We start from the raw sequence: 12,058 nt of genomic DNA, 5'->3' as shown, positions 1-12,058 counted from the left end.
CGCTGCGCCGGCTTGCCTGGGCGCGGCGGTGGCGCAATGGGGGCAGCCCTGGCGCACGAACACCTCCAGCACTTGTCCGGCAACGGTGACCTGCGGGACCAAGGCCAGCCAGAGCGCCAGCAGCGCAGCCGCCAATGCATGCCAGCGCCGACGCTTCATCCACCGGTGCCAACCACAGGCCATCACTGCGCCAGCGCCATCATCACCAGCAGACCTGCGCTGCACCAGACGAACCCGATGGTGGCATCACGCAGACTGCGGGCCGACTTGATCTCCGGCACCAGATCCGAAGCGGCGATGTAAAGGAAGTTGCCGCAGGCAAACAGCACAAGGCCCCCCACGGGCAGCGACCGGGAGATCAGCCAGGCGATCACCGCTCCAAGCGGGAAGGTGAGTGCCGAGATGACATTCCAGCGCAGGGCGGTGCGGGGCTTCCAGCCGCTGTGGACCAGGATCGCGAAATCCCCAAGCTCCTGCGGCACCTCATGGGCCACGGCCGCCACGAAGGCCGCCACACCGGCATCAGGGTTGAGCAGGAAGGTGCTGGCGATACCCAGACCGCCAATGAAGTTGTGCAGGGCGTCGCCCAGCAGGACCAGGATCGCCATCGGTTGGCGGGAGGCTCCGCCTGCGGCGGCATCCGGTCCGCTCCTGCCGGGATGGCGATGGGAGTGGTGCCATTGCAGGAACTGCTCCAGCGCCAGGAAGGTCATGAAGCCGGCGGCGATGCAGAGGCTGCCGCTGCGCGATGGCATCGCTTCCATTCCCTCCGGCAGCATGTGGAACAGTGCGCCACCCAGCAGCGACCCTGCCGCCAGCGACACCAGGGGCAGCAGCAGCTGCTGGAGCCGCCGGGGCGGCAGCAGCAGGGTGAGGGCACCCACCATCGCCACCAGGCTCATCAGCAGCCCGCCGACCAGAATCCAGACCAGGCTGTTCGGAGTAGCCACCCGTCAGAGTTGACACCAGGCCCAGGCCTGCTGGTTGATCAGCAGACCGATCAAGGTGAGCACCGCCATCAGCAGCACCTGATCCGTGCGGGAGCCAGGGATGCGGATGTCGGCCGTCAGGTGCACCACGTTGGTGAGGCTGTAGACCACGCTGAACCAGAACTGAGCCGCCCGCCATGGGGCGCTGGCGCTCCAGCCCGCTGGATCGGCGATTGCATGCACCGCCACCAGAAACGCCCCCACCGGCAGCAGGAAATAGAACAGCATCGCCAGGAACAGCCGCGGCACCCGCGAGGACGCCACCTGACTCTTGATCTCCACCGAGAGGCCATGGAACAGGGGCATCAGGCCCAGTTCCACGTGGAACAGCATCACCAGCAGCCAGGCAGCCCAGAGGCCCGTGAGGCGCACCGCATAGCCGAAGGAGGCAGCGTCAGACATGGGTGTCGACCGGCACCAGGGGGCATTGGATCATCATCCGTCTTGTGGAGGAATGCACGGATCCTGCGGGTTTCATTCTGCAAGCGAGAGGTCGATGCGTTTCACCACTGAATCCGGCAGGTTGCGCGACACCGGACAGAGCTTCATGCGCTGTTTGATGTAGGTGATCGCGTCGACGTCGGCGCGGCTGTGCTCCTGGCTTGAGACGTCTGGATCGAGCCGGATGACAAAGGCACCATTCAGCTGCTCAAGGATCCAGTCGGCGCTGGTGGTCACCGTGAATTTGCCCTCCACCTGTTGCAGCGGGATGGCCCGCTCCTGGGCATTGGGGGTTGGGTCATGCCGATCAGTGGAGGGGGGATGGAAACGGACGGGGGAGAACGATCAGGCGACGATGTCCTCGAGCGGGTATCCCTCATCGCCCCAGCGGGCGAGGCCGCTGCGCAGGTTGGCCACCTGGCTGTGGCCGGCCTTGAGCAGCTGGTGGGTGGCCAGGGCCGAGCGGCTGCCGGAATGGCAGACCACCACCGGCTTGCCCGCGGGGATCTCGCCGCTGCACTGCTCCAGCTCCGGCAGGGGCAGCAGCAGGCTGCCGGCCACTTGGCAGTCGGGGCCGTGGAATTCCTCGGCGGAGCGGACATCAAGCAGGGTCAGCGCTTCGCGGTGCTCGGCCACCCAGCTGGGCGGCAGCTCGGGCAGCCCCGCATAGCTGCGCTGCAGCGGCGCCCAGCTGGGCGCGGAAGCAGAGGCGTCGCGCGGCTTGCCGGATCGCAGATTGCCCGGGAGGGCCTCGGCGATCTTGTGCGGGTGCGGCAGCGTCATGGCCTCCATGTGGCCCACGAAATCGCGCTCCGTCGCGGCGCCGCCGAGCCGGGCGTTGAAGGCCTTTTCTTCTGCCACCGAGGTGACCGTGCGGCCGGTGTAGTCGTGGGCGGGATAGAGCAGGCAGCTGTCGGGGAGGCTGAACAGCTGCTCGGTGATCGAGCGCCACAGGGTGTGTGCATTGCCCTGCTGGAAATCACAGCGGCTGCAGCTGCGCACCAGCAGCGGCTGGAAGCTCAGCTGCAGCAGCTGCAGGCCGCCTAATCCGCCGGCGGCGGCACAGCTGCTTCACGGCGCCAGCCGCTCGATCAGCCAGGTATCGCCGTTGCGCCGGTAGCGAAAGCGATCGTGCAGGCGGTGCAAGCCTCCTTGCCACACCTCCAGTTCTTCAGGGATCACCCTATAGCCACCCCAGGCAGGCGGCATGGGAATCTCACCCTGCCGGAAGCGTTCGGTGATCGCCCGCCACTGGTCTTCCAGCACCTGCCGGGAGGAGATCATACGGCTCTGCTGCGACACCCAGGTCCCGAGGCGACTGCCTTGGGGACGCGAACGGAAATAGGCCAGCGCATCGCCCAGGCTGATGCGCTCGGCTCGTCCGAGGATGATGCATTGCCGTTCAAGGCCATACCACGGAAACAGCAAGCTCACCGCCGGATGAGCTGCGATCTCCTGGGCCTTGCGGCTGTTGGTGTTGGTGAAAAAGACGAACCCCCGCGCATCAAAGGCCTTGAGCAGCACCGTGCGGGCGCTGGGGCGCTGGCCATTAACGCTGCCCAGCACCATGGCGTTGGGCTCGAGCAGGTTGGCCTCCACGGCTTCCTCAAACCAGCACCGGAATTGTTCCACCGGATCGGGATGCAGGTCGCTGCGACGCAAGGTGGCGCGCCCGTAATCCCGGCGAAGGGGGCCCAGGTCAACCCTTTCATCGGCCCCTGTCATGGCTGCGACGCTCCCGTTGCGGTTCAGCCTATTGAGATCTGTGAGAGCTATTCCAGATGCCTCTGCTCGTCTTCCTTAAGTTCGCCGAACACCATGGCGATCACCACCGTCATGCCGATGGCCAGCGCGAGTGCCAGAGCGGCTTTCACGGGCACAAGAAGGAAGATGGCTTTCATCGTGATGAGCTCCGTCTGACCCGCTGGACAAGGTCCTGTCACTCCAGGCTGTTAGCCGCTGGCTTTGCGAAGGCGTTCAGGCTCTGATCTGCTGCGTAGTCGCAAGCATTTGCTGGCAGGGTTTGTTCATCGCTTGAGGTCGAAGCGATCGGCCTCCATCACCTTCACCCAGGCGGCCACGAAGTCGCACACCAGGCGCCCGGCGCCATCGCCCTGGGCATACACCTCGGCGATCGCCCGCAGCTGGGAGTTGGAGCCGAACACCAGATCCGCCCGGGTGCCGCTCCAGCGCAGCGCCCCGCTCTGGCGGTCGCGCCCCTCAAACAGCTCACCGCTGTCGTCGGTGGGCGTCCAGGTGGTGGCCATGTCGAGCAGGTTCACGAAGAAGTCGTTGCTCAGCACCCCCGGCCGCTCGGTGAACACGCCATGGCGCACGCCACCGCTGTTGGCACCCAGCACCCGCAGGCCGCCCACCAGCACGGTCATCTCCGGAGCGCTCAGGCCCAGCAGTTGGGCCCGGTCCAGCAGCAGGTGCTCGGCGGTCACGCTCATCGGAGCCTTCTGCCAGTTGCGGAAGCCATCGGCCTGGGGCTCCATCACCGCAAACGAGGCCGCATCCGTTTGCTCCTGGCTGGCATCCATCCGGCCCGGCGTGAACGGCACCTCCACCGGCATGCCCGCGGCGGCGGCCGCCTGCTCCACGCCCACGCCACCCGCCAGCACGATCAGATCTGCCACCGACACGCGCACCCCACCTGAGCGGGAGGCGTTGAACGCCTGCTGGATGCCCTCGAGCACGGCCAGCACCCGTTGCAGCTGCTCGGGCTGGTTCACGGCCCAGGTGTTCTGCGGGGCCAGGCGCACCCGGGCGCCGTTGGCGCCGCCGCGCTTGTCGGAGCCGCGGAAGCTGGAGGCCGAGGCCCAGGCAGTGCTCACCAGTTCAGCGGTGCTTAGCCCCGACGCCCGCACCCGCGCCTTGAGATCGGCGATGGCGGCCCCGTCCACCAGGGGGTGATCCAGCGCTGGAATCGGGTCCTGCCAGATCAGGTCTTCCTCGGGCACCTCGGGGCCGAGGTAGAGGCTCTTGGGCCCCATGTCGCGGTGGGTGAGCTTGAACCAGGCCCGGGCGAAGGCATCGGCGAAGGCCTCCGGGTGCTGGTGGAAGTGGCGCGAGATCGGCGCGTAGATCGGATCGAAGCGCAGCGACAGATCCGCCGTGGTCATCATCGGCGGGTGCTTGAGCCCGGGGATGTGGGCGTCGGGGATCAGGTGCTCCTCGCGGCAGTCTTTGGCCTGCCACTGCCAGGCGCCGGCTGGACTCTTGATCAGCTCCCACTCGTAGCCGAACAGCATGTCGAAGTAGCCCATATCCCAGCGGTTGGGGTTGGGTTTCCAGGCGCCCTCGATGCCGCTGGTGGTGGCGCCGGCCCCCACACCGCTGCCGTGGCGGCTGCGCCAGCCCAGGCCCTGCTCCTCCATGGGCGCCCCCTCGGGCGGTGGACCCAGCAGCTCGGCGCTGCCGGCGCCGTGGGCCTTGCCGAAGGTGTGGCCGCCAGCGGTGAGGGCCACCGTTTCCTCGTCGTTCATCGCCATGCGGAGGAAGGTCTCGCGCACGTCGCGGCCTGAGGCCACTGGATCCGGTTCGCCGTTGGGGCCCTCGGGGTTCACGTAGATCAGGCCCATCTGCACGGCCGCCAGAGGGTTCTCCAGCTCGCGGTCGCCGCTGTAGCGCGCATCGCCGAGCCAGGTGGTCTCGTTGCCCCAGTAGATGTCTTCTTCGGGTTGCCAGATGTCGGCGCGGCCGCCGCCAAAGCCGAAGGTCTGGAAACCCATCGATTCCAGGGCGACGTTGCCGGCCAGGATCATCAGGTCGGCCCAGGAGATCTGGTTGCCGTAGGTCTGCTTGATCGGCCAGAGCAGCCGGCGGGCCTTGTCGAGGTTGCCGTTGTCGGGCCAGCTGTTGATCGGCGCGAAGCGCTGGTTGCCGGTGCCGCCGCCGCCGCGGCCATCGGCGGTGCGGTAGGTGCCGGCGCTGTGCCAGGCCATGCGGATGAACAGGCCGCCGTAGTGGCCCCAGTCGGCGGGCCACCAGTCCTGGGAGTCGGTCATCAGCGCGATCAGGTCGCGCTTGAGGCCGGCGTAGTCGAGCTGTTGGAAGGCTGCGGTGTAGTCGAACGCCTCCCCAAGCGGATTGGCGGCCGGGCTGTGCTGGTGCAGGATCCCGAGGTTGAGCTGCTGGGGCCACCAGTCGCGCGGCGCGGGGCCGCGGCCCGCCACCGCTGCTGCGCCGTGGTTGAAGGGGCACTTGCCGAGTTCGGTCATGGCGGCGCTGCTGGGATTTCATCCACTGTTCTGACCGTAGGCAGCACGATCTAGGCCGGATTGCGGTGGTCACAGTCCGTGACGGCTACCGTTGGGCTGCTGGGCCCTGAGCCCGCAACGGGCCCGGCCAGAACCAGAGCATGGCTATCTGCATCCAGGGGCCTGATCAAGCTGAGCGGGGTTTAGAGGCCGTCCATAGCCTTGGCTGATAAGCGCTCCCGGCTTGTTCGTTTCGGCGTCTGCCTAGTCGGCAATTGGAGAGAGCGGCGGAAACGAAAGCTCAGTGCTCAGCGGTCAGCTCTCCTGCCACCGCAGGTCTGCCAGCTGTCCAATAGGCGCGACAGCTCGTCTTTCATGGCGGCGAGCTCAGAGATCCGCAAGTTGATCGACTCCACCTTGGTCGCAATGCTGTCCTTTAAGACAGAGCAGTTGCACAGACCCGAGCGACGCACCTCCAGGATTCTCGACACCTCAGGGATCGCGACATCCATCGAGCGCAGGGCACGAATGATCGTGAGCTCAGCAAGATTCTCGTCATCAAACAAGCGGTAACCAGCGTCTGATCGTCCCTTGGGCTGGAGCAGTCCCTCGTCGCAGTAGAAGCGAATCGTCTTCACGGAAAGGCCTGTGCGCCTGGCCACCTCGCCGATGCGCAGGCCGGGAGTGGATGCCACTGACAGCGATCCTCGGCGGGCCATCGATCCCTCCACTGCATGGAAGCTTCCCAACGGTAGGCATCGGCAGGCTGCGAGAACCCTGAGCGCCAACCCTCCACCAGAGGCGCACTACTGGAGATGCCTGTTAGGGTTCTGTCTGGCAGGTTTTCTGCTCTCGCCACCCTCCCGATGCCGCACCGTTTCAGTCCCTGGGGCGCCCCAGCGGTAGCCGCGCTGGGCGCCAACCTGTTGCTCTCGGCCGCCGGCCTTGCCGCGCCGGCCATCGGCACAGGCGGTGTGCCGGCCCTCTACCCAACCCAGGCAGAAGCGGAGAAGGCCGCCAAGCTGCACTTCAACTGCAAAGGGGCCCACAAGATGGGCAGCCAGTGGATGCCCTGTGCCAAGCACGGTGACGCTCCTGGCTCTGTGCACGCCCACTGAGGCCGTTCACTCCCATGGCCCAATGCGGTGACAAGCCCAAGCGGATTGCCTTCGGGGTGGCGCCCCTGGGCATCATCTCGATTGGCATCGTGCCGATGGGTGTGGTGAGCATCGGCGTGGTGCCAATGGGGGTCATCAGCCTCGGCGTGGTGGGGATGGGTGTCCTCAATGCCTGCGTGGTGGGGATGGGCGTGTTGGTGGTTGGCGTGAACGTGATGGGGGTCTGGTGGGCAGGTCTTGAGGGCATGGGGCCACGGCGCCTGGGGGCTCTTTCTGGTGCCCTGCATCAGCACCACCACGGTTCCGCCGGCCCGATGGCGCCGAACCTGATGGCCTACCCCACCCGCCAGGAGGCTTTGGAGCAAGCCCGCAAATTGGGCTGCAGCGGCGCCCATGCCATGGGATCCCGCTGGATGCCCTGCTCTGAGCACTCCCCATAGGGTCACGGTTTGGGCCCACCTGCTCGTGGCGGCGGTGGCCTCTGCGGTGCTGTCCAGCCACACAATGGAGAGATCGGTTCCAGCGGGTCACTCCCTGGAGGCAACGAGGAAAGTCCGGTGGGGTGCAGGTTTTGCCTGAGCCGAGTCCGTCACTGTCCCGCAGCTGTGATGGAGGCCACCAACGGCCGCCTCAGTCAGAACGCTCGCCGTGCACAACCTCTTCACCTCCGGCGCGGACCGGTTCTCTCAATGCCCCAGACCTTCTCAGCCAGAACTCTGGCCCTGATCGGTGGTGCGGCAGCACTGGCGCTGCTGCTCGATCAACCGGCTCAGGCCCATGGCATCGCCCACGGCGGCATCGCCGCCGGCTTCCTGCATCCGATCAGTGGAGTCGACCACCTGCTGCTGCTGATCGCCGTGGGGGCCGCAGCTTCCTGCATCTCGACCCAACTGCTGCTCTGGGCCCTGGCCGGTGCCGTCGGCGGCGGCGTCTTTGGGGCGATAGGAGGCACGTTGCCAGCACACGAGTTTCTCGCGGCGCTGGCAATCAGCGCGGTGGCGGTGCTGGTGCTGAGCTGCCTTCGTTCCAAGCAGGGTCCCCAGTTGGGTGCCTGTGCCGCCCTGGTGGCATCAGCGGTGGCGGTTCACGCCATGCTTCACGGGCTGGAGGCACCGGCTGACGGCTCTGCGGCGCTCTGGTGGTTGGGTGCCTTTGCCGGTTCAGTGCTGGTGAGCGGCGTCAGTTACCTAGTGCTGCGGCGTCTGCCCCTGGCCTGGACCCGGGGGGTGGCCCTGCTGCTCGCGCTCTGTGGTGGTGTGGCGGCGCTGGGGCCTGTTGGTCTGCTGATGCGCTGAGCCGCAACGGGGAAGGCTGCCCAGCTGGGGAACGAGGATCAGCCTCTGCTTGGTTCCTCTCCCCGGTCGTGCCCACCCATGCCACTGCAGATCCGCCCCTATGAGGCGGCCGACTGGCCGGACGTGTGGGCTCTGCTGGAGCCGGTGTTCCGAGCTGGTGAAACGTTCCCCCATGACCCGGCCATCACGGAGGCAGAAGCACGGGTGGCCTGGGTGGAGCAGAGCCAGGCGGTGATGGTGGCTGTCGATCCGGCCGGGGCGGTGGTGGGCACCTACTACCTGAGGCCCAACTCTCTGGCCCTCGGCGCCCATGTCGCCAACGCGGGCTATGTGGTGGCTGAGCACTGCCGCCGCCAAGGGATCGGCAGCCGGCTCTGCCAGCACTCGCTGCAGGCGGCTCGGCGGCTGGGCTTTCGCTCGATGCAGTTCAACCTGGTGGTGAGCACCAACAACGCCGGCATCCACTGCTGGCAGAAGAATGGCTTCCAAGTGGTGGGCACCCTGCCGGGAGCATTCCGCCACCAGCGGTTGGGCTATGTGGATGCCCTGGTGATGGTGCAGGGGCTGCTGGAGGGGCCAACTCCATGAGGGTGGTGCCACTGCGCTTCAGTCCCGGCGACGACCTGCGCCTGGCGCTGGAAACCTGGATGGCTCAGCAGCAGGAGCAGGCTGGCTGCGTGATCAGCGCCGTTGGCAGCTTGTCGGTGCTCCAGCTGCGGCTGGCCGGCAAGCAGGAGAGCACCACGATCACGGGCGACCTGGAGATCCTCAGCCTCGCGGGCACGCTCTCGCCCGATGGGGTTCACCTCCATGTGGCTGTGGCCGACAGCCGCGGCACCGTGATCGGGGGCCATCTCTGCGCCGGCTCGCTGGTGCGCACCACCGCTGAGCTGATGGTTGGCCTGCTTGCGGAGTGGCGCTTCTGCCGGCAGCTGGATCCAGCTACCGGCTACGCCGAGCTGCAGATTCATCCCAGTGAACCCATCAGCGGCTCTTGATGCATAAGTTGTGCGAGCTAATGCAGCCCACCTGGAAAGACTTGCCCATTTTCTGGATCGTCGCGCAGTTGTTATTCGGACTACTGAGGCAAAAGTTGCTCGGCAACTAAAAGCTCAGCAGATCGATGAAGGTGATATCGAGCTCGCTTCCAAGCGGATCCCGCTAGTTCCTTTGAGTTCGATCAACAACGCGCTGCAATTGTTCAGACTGGCCGGCGTTATCGTTCTCAGGAAGATTGCTGAGCCTCATATCTATCGTGCAGGCCTCGCCCTGAAGCAGGGGCCAAGGCGGCCCCGCAGGTTTCAGGGGCGCAGGCTCCAGAAGCGATTGAAAGCAACCGTTGCCATCGTCCAGTCGCCAGGCCGCCACGCTCCGCCCGCTTAAATCGACGAGGCGCAGGCTGAGCGGCACATTCAGGGGCAGGCGGGGGTGGAGGCACGGGTAAAGAGCGCTCTGCCGGTAACGCAGCCCGATCGGCTGGGCTGGATCGGCAGGCCATCTCAGTGGTCTGTCGTTGAGATAAAGCTGAAACTGGCGGCGCATAGGGCCATTGGCACACAGCTCGAGGCGGCGCATCGAACTGTCCACGAAGCGGCTGGTGAACCCTCCCTCCACCGGGGTGTCGCAGAGCAAGGGCCAAGGCTCGAGTGCCTCACGAATGTCCAGGTCAGCGCCGCTGATGGGCTCGCTCCAATGCAGCAGCTGGGGGAATCGCCACCTCCAGATCTGGCGAAACACGCCGGATTCAAGCGGCAGACCAGCGGCGGCCAGATCAGCCAGCACGGCTTTGAGATCGGCCCAGAGCTGGCTGGGCAGCAGGGCCCGATCGTGAAGCTCCTCGCCCCAGGGGCGTAGCCCACGCGGCCGCTTCTGAGGATCCAGCAGGTGCACGGCCAATGCCCGCCAGAGCAGGGCCACGGCGCTGCTCCAGTGGTGGTTGGGCATCGATTCCAGCGCCCGGAATTCGATTAGGCCTTGGCAGCCTCCTGGCCAGGCTGGGTTCCAGAACTTATCCAGGCTGATCTCACTGCGATGGGTGTTGCCGCTGCGGTCGGCGTGCAGGTGACGCAGGGTTTCGCTGATCGCAACCCGCTGATCGCCGCTGCCCAGTTGCTCGAGGGTTGCATGGGCCAGCACCAGATCGAGCCAGTTGGCACTGCCTTCGTCGGGGCGTGGGGCCTGGGAGGCGGGCCCCACGCAGGGGCCGCTGAAGAGGTAAGCCAGGCATGGGTGATGCTGCCAGTAGCGCAGGATCCCCACCAGCCAGGCGGGGCGCGCAAAAAACGGGTGGCGCTCAGGTTCCAGCGATGGTCCGCCCCAGAGCAGGTGGTTGCCGCCGCCGGTGCCGACCTGACGTGCGTCGCGCCACTGCCAGGACCGCAGTCCCACAGCTGCACCGGCCTGCTCCAGGCACTCCAGCCAGTTGGCGTACTCGTGCCAGCAGCTGCACACCGGCAGGTTCACCTCAAGAACGCCGGGGTCAGCGGTGATCCCCAGCACCTGCCAGTGGCCAGCCGTGTCGAGCGGCAACACGCCGCTGAGCTCGGGTTCGCTCCAGAGTGCGCTGGCAGCAGCAATCGCTGTGAGCAGCTGCTCCAGCCGCAGGCGATCCAGGGGCGGCAGAAACAGTCCCCAGCCCTGGGGTGTGATCTCGAGGGTGAGCACCTGGCGGGGAACATCCTGAGGAAAGTGCTGCAGTGGCAGGCGCAGCCCAGCGGGTCCAGGCGCCGGGAGCAGGGTGCGCCGTTCTTTGGCCAGGGGCCAGAGCAGCGCCTGCCAGCGCTGATCGTCGTGACTGAGGGGGGCGGCCCAAACCTGGCGCTCTGGGTTCAGCGGATCGACCAGCGCAATCGGGTGCAACTCGCAGCCCAGGCCGGCCCCGATCGCAGCCAAGAGAGCGGGAGCGGCTGAAGCCTCCAGGGGCCGGCGTGGCTGTGAGTCCAGGCGTTGGGGCCAGCGCACCAGGGGGCCTCCACCGCCCCCTCTGCCAGGAAAGTTGACGCCTCTCCATTCCGGTCACTTTTCCACCAGGGGGCTTGATGGAGCAGAGCAATGCGTCGCTACAGCGAGGCCGTCAAAGCTGATGTGAGAAGGCGGATGAGTCCGCCGCACCGCCAGAGCGTGGCCCAGATCTCAGCCGAGCTGGGCATTCACGTGGTCACCCTCTACAACTGGAGGAAGACCTGGCGGTTGCAGGGAGAGGTGGTGCCGGCATCCGAGAAGGAACCTGAGGGCTGGGGTGCCACCGACAAGTTCACGGTGGTGTTGGAAACCGCTGGGCTGAACGCCACCGAGCTCAGTGCCTACTGCCGCGAGCGGGGTCTGTACCCGGAACAAGTGGAACGCTGGCGGCAGGCATCCCAGGATGCCAATGAAAAGCCAGTGCTCACCTTGAAAGAGCAGAAGGAGCTGGAGAAGCTCCGTGCCCAGGACCAGCGGGAAATCAAGCGGCTCAAGCAGGAGCTCAGGCGGAAGGAGAAGGCTCTGGCGGAGGCGGCAGCACTGCTGATCGCCTCAAAAAAGATTCAGGCCTTCTGGGGAGAGGACGGGGACGATTGACCTCGCCCACCGACCGCCAGAAGGCTCTGCAGATCCTCGATGAAGGCATTGAAGGTGGTGCCCGTGCCAGCGAGCTGGCACGGCTACTGGGCGTGGGGCTCACCACGCTGCAGCTGTCCCGCGTCAAGCCCCTTGGCCGATTGGCGTCAATCAAGTTGGCCGGTTAGGGGAACTGATCGCCCCCCGGTTGTCGCCGGCGACAACCGGGGGGCGATGACGCTGGAGGCGACACGAAAACTGAGCTACCCATCAGTCCGAGCCATTGCCAGCACTAAGTTCCTCTGATCGGCACCAGGCGACAACCACGTTGGCCGGTTAGTCGCCGAGACCTCCGCTGAACCTTGCCCTGGAGCGCACGAGCCGGCGGACCCCAGAGTCCGCCGGCTTGTGCGGAGCTTCCTACTGGGGCCTGCTTCCATCGGCGCCAGGTTGTCGCTGGACGACAATCTCCCGGG

At 66.4% G+C, this 12,058-nt stretch carries 16 protein-coding genes and 1 riboswitch; of the genes, 7 read left to right on the top strand and 9 right to left on the bottom strand.

Features of this window, described 5'->3' with window-relative positions:
- Positions 1-182: 182 nt before the first annotated feature.
- The 8 genes from CJZ78_RS00070 to CJZ78_RS00040 form a co-directional block, all read right to left on the bottom strand.
- Complete coding sequence (locus CJZ78_RS00070; protein ID WP_233128370.1) at positions 183-950, bottom strand: ZIP family metal transporter; 768 nt, start codon at positions 948-950, stop codon at positions 183-185.
- A gap of 3 nt (positions 951-953) precedes the next feature.
- The gene (locus tag CJZ78_RS00065; RefSeq protein WP_094558869.1) at positions 954-1,391 is read right to left on the bottom strand and encodes a hypothetical protein; all 438 of its coding nucleotides are present in this window, start codon (positions 1,389-1,391) and stop codon (positions 954-956) included.
- A gap of 72 nt (positions 1,392-1,463) precedes the next feature.
- The gene (locus CJZ78_RS00060; protein WP_094558868.1) at positions 1,464-1,685 is read right to left on the bottom strand and encodes a hypothetical protein; all 222 of its coding nucleotides are present in this window, start codon (positions 1,683-1,685) and stop codon (positions 1,464-1,466) included.
- A gap of 90 nt (positions 1,686-1,775) precedes the next feature.
- Positions 1,776-2,432 (bottom strand): rhodanese-like domain-containing protein, encoded by a 657-nt coding sequence (locus CJZ78_RS00055; RefSeq protein ID WP_315860088.1) that lies wholly within the window; start codon positions 2,430-2,432, stop codon positions 1,776-1,778.
- Positions 2,433-2,501: 69 nt separating this feature from the next.
- Entirely contained in the window at positions 2,502-3,155 is a 654-nt protein-coding gene (pdxH, locus tag CJZ78_RS00050; RefSeq protein ID WP_094558866.1) for a pyridoxamine 5'-phosphate oxidase, read from the bottom strand.
- Between the two features lie 47 nt (positions 3,156-3,202).
- The gene (locus tag CJZ78_RS14630) at positions 3,203-3,331 is read right to left on the bottom strand and encodes a hypothetical protein (RefSeq protein WP_254988351.1); all 129 of its coding nucleotides are present in this window, start codon (positions 3,329-3,331) and stop codon (positions 3,203-3,205) included.
- A 126-nt stretch (positions 3,332-3,457) separates the two neighbouring features.
- Positions 3,458-5,653 (bottom strand): catalase/peroxidase HPI, encoded by a 2,196-nt coding sequence (gene katG, locus CJZ78_RS00045; protein ID WP_094558865.1) that lies wholly within the window; start codon positions 5,651-5,653, stop codon positions 3,458-3,460.
- A gap of 287 nt (positions 5,654-5,940) precedes the next feature.
- Complete coding sequence (locus CJZ78_RS00040) at positions 5,941-6,327, bottom strand: MerR family transcriptional regulator (RefSeq protein WP_233128369.1); 387 nt, start codon at positions 6,325-6,327, stop codon at positions 5,941-5,943.
- A gap of 171 nt (positions 6,328-6,498) precedes the next feature.
- Here CJZ78_RS00040 and CJZ78_RS00035 point away from each other — a divergent pair, with 171 nt between their 5' ends.
- The 5 genes from CJZ78_RS00035 (at position 6,499) to CJZ78_RS00015 (ending at position 9,043) form a co-directional block, all read left to right on the top strand.
- On the top strand, positions 6,499-6,750 hold the full coding sequence (locus tag CJZ78_RS00035; RefSeq protein ID WP_094558864.1) for a DUF3721 domain-containing protein: 252 nt from the start codon (positions 6,499-6,501) through the stop codon (positions 6,748-6,750).
- Between the two features lie 14 nt (positions 6,751-6,764).
- Positions 6,765-7,190: a hypothetical protein gene (locus CJZ78_RS00030; RefSeq protein WP_094558863.1), complete on the top strand. Its 426-nt coding sequence runs from the start codon at positions 6,765-6,767 to the stop codon at positions 7,188-7,190.
- Positions 7,191-7,247: 57 nt separating this feature from the next.
- Positions 7,248-7,416, top strand: a riboswitch (cobalamin riboswitch).
- Positions 7,417-7,439: 23 nt separating this feature from the next.
- Positions 7,440-8,045 carry a HupE/UreJ family protein gene (locus CJZ78_RS00025; protein ID WP_094558862.1) on the top strand — a complete coding sequence of 202 codons (606 nt, stop codon included), beginning with the start codon at positions 7,440-7,442 and terminating at the stop codon, positions 8,043-8,045.
- A gap of 78 nt (positions 8,046-8,123) precedes the next feature.
- Positions 8,124-8,633 (top strand): GNAT family N-acetyltransferase, encoded by a 510-nt coding sequence (locus CJZ78_RS00020; protein WP_094558861.1) that lies wholly within the window; start codon positions 8,124-8,126, stop codon positions 8,631-8,633.
- Complete coding sequence (locus tag CJZ78_RS00015) at positions 8,630-9,043, top strand: PPC domain-containing DNA-binding protein (protein WP_094558860.1); 414 nt, start codon at positions 8,630-8,632, stop codon at positions 9,041-9,043. Before CJZ78_RS00020 ends, CJZ78_RS00015 begins: the two co-directional genes overlap by 4 nt.
- A gap of 163 nt (positions 9,044-9,206) precedes the next feature.
- On the opposite strand, the gene CJZ78_RS00010 is transcribed toward CJZ78_RS00015, so the two are convergent.
- Complete coding sequence (locus CJZ78_RS00010) at positions 9,207-10,937, bottom strand: transglutaminase family protein (protein WP_233128368.1); 1,731 nt, start codon at positions 10,935-10,937, stop codon at positions 9,207-9,209.
- Positions 10,938-11,096: 159 nt separating this feature from the next.
- Here CJZ78_RS00010 and CJZ78_RS00005 point away from each other — a divergent pair, with 159 nt between their 5' ends.
- Both CJZ78_RS00005 and CJZ78_RS14295 read left to right on the top strand, forming a co-directional pair.
- Positions 11,097-11,603: a transposase gene (locus tag CJZ78_RS00005; RefSeq protein ID WP_094558858.1), complete on the top strand. Its 507-nt coding sequence runs from the start codon at positions 11,097-11,099 to the stop codon at positions 11,601-11,603.
- Positions 11,600-11,770, top strand: a complete 171-nt coding sequence (locus tag CJZ78_RS14295; RefSeq protein ID WP_158217008.1) for a hypothetical protein — start codon at positions 11,600-11,602, stop codon at positions 11,768-11,770. Before CJZ78_RS00005 ends, CJZ78_RS14295 begins: the two co-directional genes overlap by 4 nt.
- The last annotated feature ends 288 nt before the right edge of the window (positions 11,771-12,058 follow it).

This window comes from Synechococcus sp. 8F6 (genome assembly GCF_002252665.1).
Taxonomy (GTDB): Bacteria; Cyanobacteriota; Cyanobacteriia; order PCC-6307; family Cyanobiaceae; genus Cyanobium_A.
The sequence above is the reverse complement of the archived record's forward strand: the minus strand, read 5'-3'. Positions and strand labels throughout refer to the sequence as shown.